Source organism: Streptomyces sp. RG80 (genome assembly GCF_040446465.1).
Classification (GTDB): domain Bacteria; phylum Actinomycetota; class Actinomycetes; order Streptomycetales; family Streptomycetaceae; genus Streptomyces.
Map to the genome: position 1 here is coordinate 717,176 of NZ_JBEAAJ010000002.1, position 15,570 is coordinate 732,745.

A 15,570-nucleotide genomic window follows, 5' to 3' on the forward strand; every position below is an offset into this window, starting at 1 on the left:
GTCTGGACGGCCCTGTTGGCCGCCGTGCTGGTGATGCTGGGGTTGCAGAGCGTCCCCGTCTCCGCCCAGCAGCCGGTGGAGCGGGCCGCGGCCGCCCAGACGCTCACCTGGACGGCCGGTGACGACATCACCAAGTACAACTCGGCGCCGGCCACGGCGGTGGCGGGGCAGGCGACGATCGTCTTCGAGAACAGCACGGCGACCGGCAACACCACCGGGATGCCGCACACGTTGACGTTCGTGACGAGCGACCCCGAGTTCAACAGCGATGTCTCGCTGAACATCCTCGCCAACCCGAACGACGACATGGGCGGCCGCCACACGGCCGAGGTCACGCTCACCCCGGGCCGGTACTTCTACCACTGCACGATCCCGGGCCACGGTCAGATGCAGGGCATCCTCGTGGTGACCGAGGGCACCGGCGAGGACACCACGGCGCCGGAGGCGGCCGCACAGGTCACCGGGACACAGAACGCGCAGGGCGAGTACGTCGGCTCGGCGAGCGTGGCGATCAGCGCGACGGACAACGCCGGAGGGTCGGGTGTCGACGGTATACAGTACGCGGTCGGCGACGCGGGCGACTGGCTGCCGTACACCGCGCCGGTCGTCGTCGACCAGGTCGGCGCGCACAAGATCCGCTACCGGGCGCTCGACAAGGCGGGCAACGTCTCCGCCGAGAAGAGCGTCCAGTTCACGGTCGTGCCGCCGGCCACCGACGACACCACCGCCCCGGACACCTCGGCGACGGTGACCGGTGAACAGAATCCGGACGGGGCGTACCTCGACATGGCGACGGTGACCGTGTCCGCCTCGGACACCGGATCCGGCGTCAACACCATCGAGTACGCGATCGGCGACGGCGCCTGGCAGCCGTACACCGCGCCCGTGATGGTGCACCAGCTCGGCACGCACACCGTGCGCTACCGGGCCACCGACAAGGCGGGCAATGTGGCCGCCGAGAAGAACGTCCGGTTCACGGTGGTCGCGACGCCGACGCCGGACACCACCGCGCCGGTGACGGGCGTGACCGTCGAGGGCACGAAGAACTCGGACGGCGCGTACGTCGGCAACGCCAAGGTGACCGTGAGCGCCGCCGACGAGCACGGGGGGTCGGGTGTCGACCGGATCGAGTACTCGATCGACGGTGGACCGTACATCGCATACGGCACACCGGTGATCGTCGACCGCGCGGGCACCCACACCCTCGCCTACCGGGCCACCGACAAGGCGGGCAACACCGCCGCCGCCCGCACGGTGACCTTCACCGTCGTGTCGAGCCAGGTTCCCGCGCCCAACTGCGCCGAGTTCGACGAGCGGTTGACGGTGATCGTCGGCGAGGTCGACTCGGGCGTACCCAACCGGCTCACCAACAGCCGGTGCCGGATCAACGAGTTGATCGAGGACGAGAAGGAGTTGACGTCCCACGCGCTGTTCCTCAAGCACGTGAAGACGGTCCTCGACAAACTCCTCAAGGAAGGCGTCGTCGACCAGCGCGAGTACAACGCGATCCAGAAGGCCGCCCGGCAGTCCGGGATCGGCAGGCCCGGACAGACCGAGGGCTACCGGAAGATCCTCGACGGCAGCGCGGCGTCCTTCGCCAAGTGGCAGCAGGTGGGCGGGGGTTCGTTCGGGCTGAACGCCGACGGGTCGATCACCTCGGGGACGACGAAGGCCGGGCTCGGCATGCTGTGGTTCCCCGAGCGCAAGTACGGCGACTTCTCGCTCCGCCTCCAGTGGCGGGACGACGCGCCCGGCACCGGCAACGCCAACTCCGGTGTGTTCGTGCGCTTCCCGTGGGTCCACGACCACCCGGAGGAGTCGCGGCCGGAGTGGGTCGCCATCAAGTACGGGCACGAGGTGCAGGTCCTGGACCGGCCCGACGGCGACATGTACAAGACGGGCTCGATCTACGGGTTCGACCGGGTGGGCCTGGCCGGCGCGGGCGTGACCCAGAAGGGCACCTGGAACGACTACGAGATCAGGGTGGTCGACCAGCACTACTCGGTCTTCCGCAACGGTGTGCTGATCAACGAGTTCGACAACACCGGCGGCCAGGACTTCGTCCCGCCGCGCTCGGACGACCCGGGCACGGACGGGCGGCGGTTCGCCTCCGGCTACCTCGGGCTCCAGGTGCACGGCACGACGGACGTCGTCTCGTACCGGGACATCCGGATCAAGGAGTTGTGAGCGCCGTCCTGAAGTGATTCCCAGGGGTGCGGCCCACCGCGGTGACGGTGGGCCCCCGGGCGGTGCGGGGGGCCCCCACCCCGCGAACGGTTTGCCCGGCGGCGAGGGCACGTGCGAGCCTGCTGCCGTCCCCTCTCCGACAGCCCCGACAGGACAGGTCATGACACTCGGCATGGTGCTCGGCATGGTGCTCGGCGACGTCCCCGCTCGCGCTTCGACGCGGGAGCGGTAGCCCCGGCGCTCACAGAGAGCCCCCACCTGCCCTTTCACCGCGGCCACGCCCTCGCGTCGGCCGCTTCTCGTGCTCCTCGTCGAAGTGCTCTTCGTGTATCCGCACGTTCGACCACGAGGAGTTCACCGTGTCCACCATCTCCTGGACCGAGCCCGGCACCGACACCGACGCCAGGACCGTCCGGCACGCCCGCTGGCACTCCGAGAGCGCGGCCCCCGCCCCACGGCGCGTCGTCGTCGCCGACGACCGTATGAGCGCCGCCACCGCCCACCGGCTGGCCTGCGAGGGCACAGCCCTGCTGTGGCGCGGCGACTACCACCACGCACGCCGCCTCCTGGCCGCCGTCGGCCGACGCGTCGACCGCAAGCCGCCCCGCACCGGCGACAGCCCGGCCGAGTCCTTCCACCTGTACCGCAGAGCCCGCCGCCACCGCGCCCAAGTCCTGGGCCGCGTACTGGTGTTGCTCACGCACGACCACTCCCTGACCCTGCGCCGCGCCCCTGACGTCCGCGAGGCCTGCGCCGGGGCCTACGGTCCGCCCCGGGGCGCCATGGCCGTGTCCCTGCGGGAGTTGCTCGGCGTGATCGGCGCCCACCAGTGGCGCCTCAAGGGCGTCGAGGTGCCGGCTCTCGGCGCCCGCGTCCACCCCCACTACGGCGTGTTCTCCCCGGTCAGGGGCGAGTACGTAGACCTCGTCGCGACGGCGCCCCTGCCCGTGCCCGCGCCACGCACCGCGTTCGACCTGGGCACCGGCACCGGGGTGCTCGCCGCCGTGCTGGCCCGTCGCGGGTGCGGCCACGTCACGGCCACCGACATCGGCCCGCGCGCCCTGGACTGCGCCCGCGACAACGCCCGGCGGCTGGGCCTTGCCGATCGCATCGACGTGACGGGCCCGACCCTGTTCCCCGAGGGGCGCGCCGACCTCGTCGTCTGCAACCCGCCCTGGCTCCCGGCCCGTCCGTCGTCCGCGCTGGAACAGGGCGTCTACGACCCGGGCGGCGCCATGCTCCACGCCTTCCTGTCCGGACTCGCCGACCGTCTCGAGCCGGGCGGCGAGGGCTGGCTCGTCCTGTCGGACCTGGCCGAGCGGCTGGAGCTGCGCACCCGCGGCGAGCTGCTGTCGGCGATCGGGAGGGCGGGGCTGCGGGTCCGCGGCAGGATCGACGCGAAGCCGCGCCATCACCGGGCCACGGACCGGGACGATCCCCTCCACGCGGCCCGCAGCGCGGAGACGACGTCACTGTGGCGGCTGACCCACAGTTGACGGTCCGTCAACTGTCCTCGTGTCTGGCCCTGCTCGGCTGTACGCGCTTGGGCTCGCCCGGCATCTTCGGGTACTCGGGCGGGTACGGCAGATCACCCAGTCCGTGGTCGCGCTCGTCCTGCCGGGCGAGTTCCAGGAGCGCGTCCAGGGAGAAGGCGTGGTCGTCCATGTCCGCGTGCACGTCGCCGAGTTCGGCGAAGCGCGCGGGCATGGTCGCGAGGTCGAAGTCCCGCGGATGCGCCTCGCCGACCTCGTCCCAGCGCAGCGGTGCCGAGACCGGGGCGTGCGGGCGGGGTCGTACGGAGTAGGCGGAGGCGATGGTGCGGTCTCTGGCGGTCTGGTTGTAGTCGATGAAGATGCGCTCGCCGCGCTCCTCCTTCCACCACTTGATCGTCACCTGGTCCGGCATCCGGCGTTCCATCTCCCGGCCCACCGCGATGGCCGCCCGCCGGACCTCCGTGAACGTCCAGCGGGGTTCGATCGGCACAAAGACGTGCAGGCCCCGACCGCCGGACGTCTTCGGCCAGCCGCGCAGTCCGCCGAACTCCTCGAGCACGGCGCGGAGTTCACCGGCCGCGCGCACGGCGTCGTCGTAGTCGGTGCCCGGCTGCGGGTCGAGGTCGATACGGAGTTCGTCGGGGCGGTCGACGTCGTCGCGGCGTACCGGCCAGGGGTGGAAGGTGAGCGTGCCGTACTGGGCGGCCCACAGGACCGCGGCCTCCTCGGTGGGGCACATCTCGTCGGCGCTGCGGCCGCTGGGGAAGGTGATGTGCGCGGTCGGGATCCAGTCGGGCATGTTCTTCGGCGCGCGCTTCTGGAAGAAGTTCTCGCCGGCCACCCCGTCCGGGTAGCGCTCCAGGGTGGTGGGGCGGTCGCGCAGGGCGCGCAGGATTCCGGGGGCGACCGCCTGGTAATAGCGGGCGAGGTCGAGCTTGGTGAAACCGCGCTCCGGGAAGAAGATCTTGTCCGGGCTGGACAGCCGCACGGTCCGGCCGCCGGCCTCCAGTTCCACCGCGTCTCCCATGCGAGCCACGGTAGGCGTACCGCGCAAACCTCGCACACCGGGCACAACCGACCGTACTGGAGCAGAATCGTCCGCATGGATCTGCCGGTGATGCCGCCCGTGAAGCCGATGCTCGCCAAGTCGGTGGCGAAGATCCCGCCGGACATGCAGTACGAGGCGAAGTGGGACGGGTTCCGGGCGATCGTGTTCCGCGACGGCGCCGACGTCGAGCTGGGCAGCCGTACCGGAAAGCCGCTGACCAGGTACTTCCCCGAGCTGGTGGCGGCGCTGACCGAGCGCGTCCCGAAGCGCTGTGTGCTGGACGGGGAGATCGTCATCGCGCGGGACGGGCGGCTGGACTTCGACGCGCTCACCGAGCGCATCCACCCCGCCGACTCCCGGGTGCGCACGCTCGCCGAGCGGACCCCGGCGTCCTTCGTGGCGTTCGATCTGCTGGCGCTGGCGGACGAGTCGCTGCTGGACGTCCCGCTGACCGACCGGCGGGCGCTGCTGACCCGGGCGCTGGCGGACGTCACCCCGCCCGTCCACGTGGCACCGGCGACCACCGACATCGAGGTCGCGCGGTCCTGGTTCGAGCAGTACGAGGGGGCGGGCCTGGACGGGGTCGTCGCCAAGCCGCTCACCCTGCGCTACCTCCAGGACGAGCGGGCCATGTACAAGATCAAGCACGAACGCACCGCGGATGTCGTGGTCGCCGGCTACCGCCTCCACAAGAGCGGCCCGATCGTCGGTTCGCTCCTGCTCGGCCTCCACGACGACCGGGGCACCCTCCAGCACGTGGGCGTGTCGGCCGCCTTCACCATGAAGCGGCGCGCCGAGCTGGTCGAGGAGCTGGAGCCGTTGCGGATGGCGGACGCCGCGGGCCACCCGTGGGCGGCCTGGTCGGACGAGGCGGCCCATGAGACGGCCCGGCTGCCGGCGGCGCCCAGCCGCTGGTCGGGCAAGAAGGACCTGTCCTGGGTGCCGCTCAGGCCGGAGCGGGTGGCCGAGGTGGCGTACGACCACATGGAGAACGGGGCGCGTTTTCGCCACACGGCCCGGTTCCGCCGCTGGCGCCCGGACCGGACCCCCGAGAGCTGCACCTACGCGCAGCTGGAGGAGCCGGTCCGGTACGACCTCGACGAGATCCTCGGCCGCCCCTGACCCGGGGCGGGCGGGGGCGGTGCCGGGTCAGGGTTCCATCAGGACCTTGACCGCGCCTTCCCGCTTGCGCTGGAACATCTCGTACGCGTGCGGCGCGTCGCTGAGCGGCAGCCGGTGCGTGGCGAACTCGTCGACGCCGAGCGGGTCCTCGTCGGTGAGGTACGGGATGATCGCCTCGCTCCAGCGGCGCACGTTCGCCTGGCCCATCCGCATCTGGATCTGCTTGTCGAACAGGGTGAGCATCGGCATGGGGTCGGCCATCCCGCCGTAGACGCCGACGAGCGAGAGGGTGCCGCCGCGCCGTACCAGCTCGATGGCGGTGTGCAGGGCGGCGAGCCGGTCGATGCTGAAGCGCTCCGCGAACGGGCCGCTGATCCGGCGCGGCAGCATGGCCGAGGCCTGCTGCGCCAGCCGGGCGGCCGCGCTGCCGTGCGCCTCGGTGCCGACCGCGTCGATCACCGCGTCGGGGCCCCGGCCGTCGGTCTCGTCGCGGATCGCCTGGACGAGTTCCTTCTCGCTGTCGAAGCCCCTCAGGTCGTACGTCTCGACGCCACGCGCGCGTGCCCGGCGCAGTCGCTCGCTCACCAGGTCCACTCCGAAGACCCGCCCGGCGCCGCGCACCTGGGCGACACGGCAGGCCATGTCGCCGATGGGGCCGAGTCCCAGCACGGCGACGCTGCCGCCCTGCGGGACATCGGCGTACTCGACCGCCTGCCAGGCGGTCGGCAGGACGTCGGAGAGGTAGACGAAACGGTCGTCCGGCGGGCCCTCGGGCACCTTGATGGGGCCGTACTGGGCCTGCGGGACGCGCAGATACTCGGCCTGGGCGCCGGGGACCGCGCCGTAGAGGCGGGTGTAGCCGAACAGCGCCGCGCCCATGCCCTCGCTGGTGACCTGGGTGGTCTCGCACTGGGTGGGCAGCGAATTGAGGCACATCCAGCAGTTGCCGCAGGCGATCTGGAACGGGATCACCACCCGGTCGCCCGCCTTGAGGTCCGGCACTCCCGCGCCGACCTCCTCGACGATGCCCATCGGCTCGTGTCCGAGGATGTCGCCCGGTGTCATGAACGGGGTGAGCACCTCGTACAGATGCAGGTCGGAGCCGCACAGTCCGGTGGAGGTGATGCGGACGATCGCGTCCGTCGGTTCCTGGATCCCCGGATCGGGCACGTCCTCCACCCGTACGTCGCGCTTGCCCTGCCAGGTCACTGCCTTCATGGTCGCGCTCCCTTCCGCCCGGCGGAGGCGCCCCGGGTACCCGGCGGTACCGCCCCGAACCGTGTTCTTGGGCCGCTCGGCGTAGGAAACGCTGTCCGTCAGAGGTATTCACCCAGCCCACCAAATCCGACCGGGTATGGCCATCAATGAACACATAAGCGCACAATCAGTGAAACGACTCTTGGGTGGCGACGGTGGGCATGGGACGAGGGGCGCGCACGAGACGCGCCACGACGACGGCGGCGCTGCTGACCGTCGCGCTGGCGGTTTCCGTGGTGGCGGGCTGCACGGGCACGGACCGGCCGGGACCGGTCGACGACGGGAGGGGCACCGAGTCGGACCGGAGCCGGAGCGCGAGCCCGGACCAGGGCGAGGACCAGTGGCCCCCGCAGAGCGGGCTGACCGGCGAGTCGGTGCTCGCCGTGAAGATCGACAACGCCCGGGCGGCCCGACCGCACACGGGCACCGACTCCGCCGACATCGTCTACGCCGAGCAGGTCGAGGGCGGCCTGAGCCGGCTGATGGCGGTGTACGCGACCAAGCTCCCGAAGGCCGTCGGACCGGTGCGCAGCGCCCGCGAGTCCGATCTGGAGCTGCTGCGCCAGTTCGACAACCCGACGCTCGCCTTCTCGGGGGCCCAGGGGAAGCTGATGCCGCTGATCGACAAGGCGCCGCTGAACCCGCAGACGCCCGAGACGACGTCCGGCGCCTACTACCGCGGCACCGGCAAGCCCGCGCCGCACAACCTCTATCTGCGCCCGCACCGGCTGGCGCCCACGGCTCCGGGCGCGGACGCCCTGACGACCGGCTTCACCTACGGCAAGGCCCCGTCCGGCGGGACGAAGGACACCTCGGAGACGGTGCGCTACCCGGCGGCCTCCTTCACCTTCAGCTGGTCACCGAGCCGCGGGCGCTATCTGGTCTCGATGGACGGCACGCCGGCGGTGACGACCACCGGCAAGCGGCTCGCCCCGGCGACGGTGGTGGTGCAGTACGTGAAGATCCGCAAGTCCGACTTCCACGACTTCCTGGGCAACAACACGCCCTACACCGAGACCGTGGGCTCCGGCACGGCGAAGGTGCTGCGCGGCGGGAAGGCGTACGACGTCGACTGGGAGCGCGCGACGGCCACCGACGGCACGACGTTCACGACGGCCGACGGCGCCCCGGTGAACTTCGCCGAGGGTCAGGTGTGGGTGGTCTTCGCCAAGGCCTAGCGCTGGGCCACGAGGGGTTCCGTGGGGTTGCGGAGCCCCTCGGCCGCGTCCGCGACGCGCTGGATCAGGTCGAAGAAGACGGACTGCTCGTCGGCGGTCAGCGGGGCCAGGAAGACCTGGTTCATCCGGGCGGTGCGCACGGTCAGCTTGCGGTGGGTGCGCATCCCGTCCTCGGTCAGGCGCAGCAGGAAGCGGCGGCCGTCCTGCGGATCGCGCACCTTGTCGACCAGCTCGCGGCGGCCGAGCCGGCTGATCACCTCGGCGATGGTGGACCGGTCCAGCCCCACCCGCTCCCCCACGGTCCGCTGGTCGAGGCCCGGCTCGGCGACCAGCGCGTTGAGGACCGCGAACTGCGGCGAGGTGATCTCCTCCGAGACCATCGTGTTCCACAGCAGGTGGTGCGCCTGCTGGAGCCGCCGGGCCAGGTGCCCGGGGTGGGTGGTGAGGTCCACCGCGGCCATGTGCGCTCCCCACAGTCGAATTGGTTGGTGCACTGAACGATACCGGTGGACCAGCACACTGTCTGCACACCGGAACGCATCGCTGACCTCGCATTTCTCCAGGGTCTTGACGTCACACCCTTCCGGTGGCAGCGTGAAGGAAACTTCACCGAAATGCTCAGTGCCCTGATTAACTCGGGACCGGACGCTCGGACGAGATGGAGCTTCACGCATGGACAAGGTGGTCGCCACCGCCGCCGAGGCGGTGGCCGATGTGCCGGACGGCGCGACCCTCGCCGTCGGCGGCTTCGGACTGAGCGGTGTGCCGAACGTGCTGATCCAGGCCCTGTACGAGCGCGAGGTCGGCGGCCTCGGCGTCGTCTCCAACAACTGCGGGGCGATGGAGTCCGGCCTGGCCGTCCTGCTCGCCGCCGGCCGGATCGCCCGCGTGACCGGCTCCTACATCGGGGCCAACAAGGAGTTCGCGCGGCAGTACCTGGCCGGTGAGCTCGAGGTCGAGATGATCCCGCAGGGCACCCTCGCCGAGCGGCTGCGGGCGGGCGGCGCGGGCATCCCCGCCTTCTACACCCCGGCCGGCGTCGGCACCCAGGTCGCCGACGGCGGACTGCCGTGGCGCTACGACGGTGAGGGCGGCGTCGCGCTCGCCTCGCCGCCGAAGGAGGTGCGGGACTTCGACGGCACGGAGTACGTGCTGGAGCGCGGGATCCGCACCGACTTCGCGCTGGTGCGGGCCTGGAAGGGCGACCGGCACGGCAACCTGGTCTTCAACAAGTCCTCCCGGAACTTCAACCCGCTGGCCGCGATGGCCGGCCGGGTGACGATCGCCGAGGTCGAGGAACTCGTCGAGCCCGGCGAGATCGAGCCGGACGCCGTGCATCTGCCGGGGATCTTCGTGCAGCGCGTGGTGGCACTGACCCCGGAGCAGGCCGCCGACAAGCGGATCGAGCAGCGGACGGTGAGCAACTGATGGCCTGGACACGCGAGCAGATGGCCGCGCGTGCGGCGCGCGAGCTTCCCGACGGGAGCTACGTCAACCTCGGCATCGGCCTGCCCACCCTGATCCCCAACCATCTGCCGCCCGGGGTCGAGGTGATCCTGGAGTCGGAGAACGGCATCCTGGGCACCGGCCCCTACCCGAGCGAGGACCGGGTCGACCCGGATCTGATCAACGCCGGCAAGGAGACCGTGACGGTCCTGCCCGGCGCGTCCTTCTTCGACTCGGCGCTGTCCTTCTCGATGATCCGCGGCGGGCACATCGACGTCGCCGTGCTCGGCGCGATGCAGGTGTCGGCCAGGGGCGACCTGGCCAACTGGGCCGTCCCGGGCAAGCTGATCACCGGGATCGGCGGCGCGATGGACCTGGTGCACGGCGCCCGTACGGTCATCGTGGTCATGACCCACACCGCCAAGGACGGCTCGGCGAAGATCCTCTCGGAGTGCGTGCTGCCGCTCACCGGCAAGGCGTGTGTGAACCGGGTCATCACCGATCTCGGCGTGCTCGAGGTGACGCCGGAAGGGCTGGTGTTGACCGAGGTCGCCCCCGGAGTCACCGTCGACGACGTCGTCGCCAGGACCGACGCCAAACTGACCGTCGCGGAGGATCTGCTGTGAAGCCCGTCTACATCGTCGACGCGGTCCGCACCCCGATCGGCCGCTACAACGGCGCGCTGGCCGGCGTCCGACCCGACGACCTCGCCGCCCACGCCATCCGTGAACTCCTCGCCCGCACCCCGGACCTGGATCCGTCCCGGATCGACGACGTCTACCTGGGCAACGCCAACGGCGCCGGCGAGGACAACCGCAACGTGGCCCGCATGGGGGCGCTGCTCGCGGGTCTGCCCACCTCGGTGCCGGGCGTGACCGTCAACCGGCTGTGCGCCTCGGGCCTGGAGGCGGTGATCCAGGCGGCCCGCGCCATCGCCGTCGGGGACGCCTCGATCGCCGTGGCCGGCGGCGTGGAGTCGATGACCCGCGCACCGTACGTGCTGCCCAAGAACGACCGGGCCTTCCCCGCCGGGCACACCGAGTTGTACTCGACCACGCTCGGCTGGCGCATGGTCAACCCGCGGATGGACCCGCAGTGGACGATCCCGCTGGGCGAGTCGGCCGAACTCATCGCCGACAAGCACAAGATCACGCGTGAGCAGCAGGACGAGTTCGCGCTCGCCTCGCACCGCAAGGCCGCCGAGGCGCGGGAGGCCGGCCTCTTCGACGCCGAGCTCACGCCCGTGCCGATCCCGCAGCGCAAGGGCGACCCGGTGGTCTTCGATGCCGACGAGAGCGTCCGCGCGGACGCCTCCCTCGCGGCGATGGCCAGGCTCATGCCCTCCTTCCGCGAGGACGGTGGCACGGTGACCGCGGGCAACGCCTCGCCGCTGAACGACGGTGCCGCCGCGCTGCTGCTGGTCGACGAGGAGGGGCTGAGGGCCACCGGCCGCGAACCGCTCGCCCGCGTCTCGGCGACCGGCGTCCACGCCGTCGACCCGGACTACTTCGGGCTGGCCCCCGTCGAGGCCGTCAACCGCGCACTCGCCAAGGCGGGCAAGACATTCGACGACCTGTCGGTGCTGGAGCTGAACGAGGCTTTCGCCGCGCAGGTACTCGGATGCGTCGCCGAATGGCCCGAGTTCGACCCCGCGATCCTCAACCCCCAGGGCGGCGCCATCGCCCTCGGCCACCCCCTCGGCGCCTCCGGCGCTCGCCTCGCCGGCACGGTCGCCCACCAACTGGCCCGCAAGGGCAGCGGCGTCGGCGTCGCCACGTTGTGCATCGGCGTCGGCCAAGGACTCGCCCTCGTCTTGGAACGCTAGGCATCGATTTCGACTGCGGGCCGTCCGTGGCTGGTCGCGCCCACGCGGCAGAGCCGCACATCAATACAGCCCCGCGCCCCTTCGGGGGCGCGACACCGCCCCCGAGCATCAGAGAACCCCAGGACCTCCCCATGACTCTCACCCAGCACGACATCGACCAGGAAATCGCCGCCGAGCACGCCGCCTACGAGAAGCGCGTCGCCGACGGGGCCCCCGTCGAGCACCAGCCGCGCCGCGACTACGCGCCGTACCGCTCCTCGGTCCTGCGCCACCCCCAGCAGCCGCCGATCACCATCGACGTGACCAAGGACCCGGAGCTGGTGGAGCTGCACTCCCCCGCCTTCGGCGAGCGGGACATCACCGAGATCGACAACGACCTCACCCGGCAGCACAACGGCGAGCCGATCGGTGAGCGGATCACCGTCTCGGGGCGGCTGCTCGACCGCGACGGGCGCCCGATCCGGGGGCAGCTCGTCGAGATATGGCAGTCCAACTCGGCCGGCCGGTACGCCCATCAGCGCGAGCAGCACGACGCCCCGCTGGACCCGAACTTCACCGGCGTCGGCCGCACCCTCACCGACAACGACGGGCACTACCACTTCACCACGATCCAGCCCGGCCCGTACCCCTGGCGGCAGCACCTCAACGCCTGGCGGCCCGCGCACATCCATTTCTCGCTCTTCGGCTCGGCGTTCACCCAGCGGCTGGTGACGCAGATGTACTTCCCGGCCGACCCGCTGTTCCCCTACGACCCGATCATCCAGTCGGTGACGGACGACGCGGCCCGCCAGCGCCTCGTCGCGACGTACGACCACAACCTTTCGGTGCCGGAGTTCTCGATGGGCTACCACTGGGACATCGTGCTCGACGGCCCGCACGCCACCTGGATCGAAGAAGGGCGCTGACCTGCCATGACGAAGATCGACACCAGCCGTCCCGAGACGGTGCTGCCCACTCCGTCGCACACGGTCGGGCCCTTCTACGGGCACGCCCTGCCCTTCCCGGGCGGCGGCGACATCGCGCCCCTCGGCCACCCGGACACCATCGCCGTCCAGGGCTACATCCGCGACGGTGAGGGCAATCCGCTGCCGGACGCGTTCGTGGAGCTGTGGGGCGCCGATCCGGACGGCAACCTGTCGACGGTCGACGGCTCGATGCGGCGCGACCCGGCGTCCGGCGGTTTCCTCGGGCGCAACGGCGTGGAGTTCACCGGCTGGGGGCGTATCCAGACCGACGCCAACGGCCACTGGTCCGCGCGGACACTGCGGCCGGGCGCGCGCGGGCACAGCGCCCCGTACCTGAGCGTGTGCGTCTTCGCGCGGGGTCTCCTCGTGCACCTCTACACCCGGATCTACCTGCCCGGCGACGACGCGGCACTCGCCGCCGACCCGCTGCTGGCCCAGGTGGACGAGGCGCGCCGGGGCACGCTGATCGCGGCGGACGACGGCCGGGGGACCTACCGTTTCGACATCCGCCTTCAGGGCGAAGGCGAGACGGTCTTCCTGGAGTTCCAGTGACATCTGCCCCGGAGTCGGACGCCGGACTGCTCGCCCCCGGGTGGGCCGGTTCCCCCGCAGCCGCCGCGACGAGCGACGCCGCGTATCTGCGGGCGCTGCTCGACGCGGAGGCCGCGCTGACCCGCGCCCAGGCCGTGCTCGGACTGGCCCCCGAGGCGGCGGCCACGGCGGTGACCGCGGCCGCCGGGTCGGGGAGCTTCGACGCCCGGGACATCGCCGTACGCGCACGCGCGGGCGGCAACCCGGTGATCCCGCTCGTCGCCGACCTGACGAAGGCGGTGGGCGCGGAGTACGGGTCGTATGTGCACCGGGGCGCAACCAGCCAGGACATCCTGGACACCGCGACGATGCTCGTCGCGGTGCGCACCCTCGATCTGGTCCGCGCCGACCTCGGACGCACCGAGGCCGCGCTGGCCCGGCTCGCCGCCGAGCACCGGGACACCGTGATGCCGGGACGCACCCTCACCCAGCACGCCGTGCCGACGACCTTCGGGCTGAAGGCGGCCGGGTGGCGCGCACTGGTGCTGGACGCCCGGGACCGGATCACGGCCGTACGGAACTCGGCTCCCGCCCAACTCGGCGGCGCCGCCGGGACCCTGGCCGCCTTCACCGCGTACGGCGCCACGGACCCGACGCTCCTTCCGGCTGCGTACGCGCGGGAACTCGGCCTGAGCGCGCCCGAGTTGCCCTGGCACACCCTGCGCACCCCGATCGCCGATCTCGCCGGGTGCCTGGCCTTCGCGGCGGGGGCGCTCGGCAAGGTCGCCGTGGACGTGCTCACGCTGGCCCGTACCGAGATCGCCGAGGTCGCGGAGGGCAGCGGCGGCGGCTCGTCGGCGATGCCGCACAAGGCCAATCCCGTCCGGGCCACGCTGATCGCCGCCGCGGCCCGGCGGGCACCGCAGTCGGCGGCCACGCTGTACGGGTCGCTGGCCGCCGAGGACGAGCGGCCGGCCGGGGCCTGGCACGCCGAGTGGGAGCCGCTGCGGGACCTGCTGCGGCTGGTCGGCGGCGCCGCGCGGGACGCCGCCGAACTGGCCGAGGGTCTGCGCGTCAACGCGGACGTCATGCGTGAACACCTCGACCTCACCCACGGGTTGATCGTCTCCGAGCGGCTCTCCGCCGAGCTGGCCCCCGTGCTGGGCCGGGCCCGCGCCAAGGCGCTGTTGACGGAACTGGCCCGGCGCACCTACGCCGAGGGCCGCGGCCTCGGCGAACTCATGGCGGAGGAACCGGAGTTGAAGGGCGTCGACCTCGCCGGGCTCGTCGACCCCGCCCAGTACACGGGCGCCGCCGCCACCCTCACCGACCGTGCTCTGGAGCGACGTTGACCACAAAACTCCTCAACCACCGTACCGAGGGGCCCGCTTCGGCTCCGCCGCTGCTGCTCGGGCCCTCGCTCGGGACGTCGTACGCCCTGTGGGACAAGGTCGCGCCGGAGCTGTCGATCACGCACCGGGTGATCCGCTGGGATCTGCCGGGGCACGGCGGCAGCGCGGCCGACCTGATCGGTCCGGGCGCCGGTGTCGGTGACCTCGCGGACCTGGTGATCGCGCTCGCCGACTCGCTCGGCGTCGAACGGTTCGCCTACGCCGGGGTGTCACTGGGCGGGGCGGTCGGGCTGCACCTGGCCGTCCACCACCCCGAGCGGCTCTCGTCGCTGGCCGTGATCTGCTCGTCGGCCCACTTCAACGGGTCGAAGTCCTGGGAGGAGCGGGCCGCCCGGGTGCGGGCCGAGGGCATGGACTGGCTGGTGGAGAGCGCCGACGCCCGCTGGTTCACGCCCGGTTTCACGGTGCCCCGGCTCGTCGAGGACCACCGGGACGCCGACCCCGAGGGGTACGCCGCCTGCTGCGACGCGCTCGGCGCCTTCGACCTCCGGGACCGGCTGGCGGAGATCGCCGCGCCGACCCTGCTCGTCGCGGGCCGCCAGGACCCGGCGACCCCGCCCGCGCATCTGCGGGAGATCGCCGACGCGGTGCCGGGCGCCGCGCTCGTCGAGATCCCGGGCGCCTCGCACCTGGCGGTCGCGCAGTGCCCGGAGGCCGTACTGACCGCCCTGCGCGCCCACTTCGACGGGGGCGCCCAGCGGGGCATGGAGGTTCGGCGCGAGGTGCTCGGCGACGCGCACGTGGACCGCGCGCAGTCCCGGCAGTCGCCCTTCACCGCGCGTTTCCAGGACTTCATCTCGCGCTACGCGTGGGGCGAGATCTGGACCGACCCCACGCTCAGCCGCCGCGAGCGCAGCATGATCACCCTGACGGCGCTGGTCGCGCACGGCCACTACGACGAGCTGGCCATGCATGTCCGGGCGGCCCGGCGCAACGGGCTGACGCCGGACGAGATCGGCGCGGTGCTGCTCCAGACCGCCGTGTACTGCGGGGTCCCGGCGGCCAACTCGGCGTTCGCCGCGGCCCAGCGGGTGCTGGCGGAGGAGGAGCCGGACGGGCCGCCCGAAGGGTGACCCTGCGGGTCGTAGCCCCGACAGCACCAGGCA

14 protein-coding genes are annotated in these 15,570 nt (G+C 72.0%); 11 read left to right on the forward strand and 3 right to left on the reverse strand.

The window, feature by feature from the left end; all coding sequences use genetic code 11:
• Positions 1 to 33: 33 nt before the first annotated feature.
• A complete protein-coding gene (locus tag ABKA17_RS09360; protein ID WP_353691624.1) occupies positions 34 to 2,187 on the forward strand; it encodes an OmpL47-type beta-barrel domain-containing protein in 2,154 nt (717 codons plus the stop codon).
• Positions 2,188 to 2,546: 359 nt separating this feature from the next.
• Entirely contained in the window at positions 2,547 to 3,683 is a 1,137-nt protein-coding gene (locus tag ABKA17_RS09365; protein WP_353691431.1) for a methyltransferase, read from the forward strand.
• Between the two features lie 7 nt (positions 3,684 to 3,690).
• Here the strand turns inward: ABKA17_RS09365 and ligD are convergent, their stop codons facing one another.
• On the reverse strand, positions 3,691 to 4,707 hold the full coding sequence (gene ligD, locus ABKA17_RS09370) for a non-homologous end-joining DNA ligase (protein WP_353691432.1): 1,017 nt from the start codon (positions 4,705 to 4,707) through the stop codon (positions 3,691 to 3,693).
• A 75-nt stretch (positions 4,708 to 4,782) separates the two neighbouring features.
• Between ligD and ABKA17_RS09375 the strand changes: the two genes are divergently transcribed.
• On the forward strand, positions 4,783 to 5,850 hold the full coding sequence (locus tag ABKA17_RS09375) for an ATP-dependent DNA ligase (RefSeq protein WP_353691433.1): 1,068 nt from the start codon (positions 4,783 to 4,785) through the stop codon (positions 5,848 to 5,850).
• Positions 5,851 to 5,877: 27 nt separating this feature from the next.
• Here the strand turns inward: ABKA17_RS09375 and ABKA17_RS09380 are convergent, their stop codons facing one another.
• Entirely contained in the window at positions 5,878 to 7,068 is a 1,191-nt protein-coding gene (locus ABKA17_RS09380; RefSeq protein ID WP_353691434.1) for a zinc-dependent alcohol dehydrogenase, read from the reverse strand.
• 200 nt (positions 7,069 to 7,268) lie between these two features.
• Between ABKA17_RS09380 and ABKA17_RS09385 the strand changes: the two genes are divergently transcribed.
• On the forward strand, positions 7,269 to 8,285 hold the full coding sequence (locus tag ABKA17_RS09385; protein WP_353691435.1) for a DUF3048 domain-containing protein: 1,017 nt from the start codon (positions 7,269 to 7,271) through the stop codon (positions 8,283 to 8,285).
• On the opposite strand, the gene ABKA17_RS09390 is transcribed toward ABKA17_RS09385, so the two are convergent.
• On the reverse strand, positions 8,282 to 8,746 hold the full coding sequence (locus tag ABKA17_RS09390; RefSeq protein ID WP_353691436.1) for a MarR family winged helix-turn-helix transcriptional regulator: 465 nt from the start codon (positions 8,744 to 8,746) through the stop codon (positions 8,282 to 8,284). The two genes, ABKA17_RS09385 and ABKA17_RS09390, sit on opposite strands and share 4 nt — an antisense overlap.
• 211 nt (positions 8,747 to 8,957) lie before the next feature.
• Here ABKA17_RS09390 and ABKA17_RS09395 point away from each other — a divergent pair, with 211 nt between their 5' ends.
• The 7 genes from ABKA17_RS09395 (at position 8,958) to pcaDC (ending at position 15,537) form a co-directional block, all read left to right on the forward strand.
• Positions 8,958 to 9,713 (forward strand): CoA transferase subunit A, encoded by a 756-nt coding sequence (locus tag ABKA17_RS09395; RefSeq protein WP_353691437.1) that lies wholly within the window; start codon positions 8,958 to 8,960, stop codon positions 9,711 to 9,713.
• Positions 9,713 to 10,357, forward strand: a complete 645-nt coding sequence (locus ABKA17_RS09400; RefSeq protein ID WP_353691438.1) for a CoA transferase subunit B — start codon at positions 9,713 to 9,715, stop codon at positions 10,355 to 10,357. The genes ABKA17_RS09395 and ABKA17_RS09400 overlap by 1 nt, the downstream gene beginning before the upstream one ends.
• Entirely contained in the window at positions 10,354 to 11,556 is a 1,203-nt protein-coding gene (locus tag ABKA17_RS09405; RefSeq protein WP_353691439.1) for a thiolase family protein, read from the forward strand. The genes ABKA17_RS09400 and ABKA17_RS09405 overlap by 4 nt, the downstream gene beginning before the upstream one ends.
• 131 nt (positions 11,557 to 11,687) lie before the next feature.
• Positions 11,688 to 12,461, forward strand: coding sequence for a protocatechuate 3,4-dioxygenase subunit beta (gene pcaH, locus ABKA17_RS09410; protein WP_353691440.1), 774 nt, complete (start codon positions 11,688 to 11,690; stop codon positions 12,459 to 12,461).
• Between the two features lie 6 nt (positions 12,462 to 12,467).
• Entirely contained in the window at positions 12,468 to 13,073 is a 606-nt protein-coding gene (gene pcaG, locus ABKA17_RS09415) for a protocatechuate 3,4-dioxygenase subunit alpha (RefSeq protein WP_353691441.1), read from the forward strand.
• On the forward strand, positions 13,070 to 14,404 hold the full coding sequence (gene pcaB / locus ABKA17_RS09420; RefSeq protein WP_353691442.1) for a 3-carboxy-cis,cis-muconate cycloisomerase: 1,335 nt from the start codon (positions 13,070 to 13,072) through the stop codon (positions 14,402 to 14,404). The genes pcaG and pcaB overlap by 4 nt, the downstream gene beginning before the upstream one ends.
• Entirely contained in the window at positions 14,401 to 15,537 is a 1,137-nt protein-coding gene (pcaDC, locus tag ABKA17_RS09425) for a bifunctional 3-oxoadipate enol-lactonase/4-carboxymuconolactone decarboxylase PcaDC (RefSeq protein ID WP_353691443.1), read from the forward strand. The genes pcaB and pcaDC overlap by 4 nt, the downstream gene beginning before the upstream one ends.
• Positions 15,538 to 15,570 lie beyond the last annotated feature (33 nt).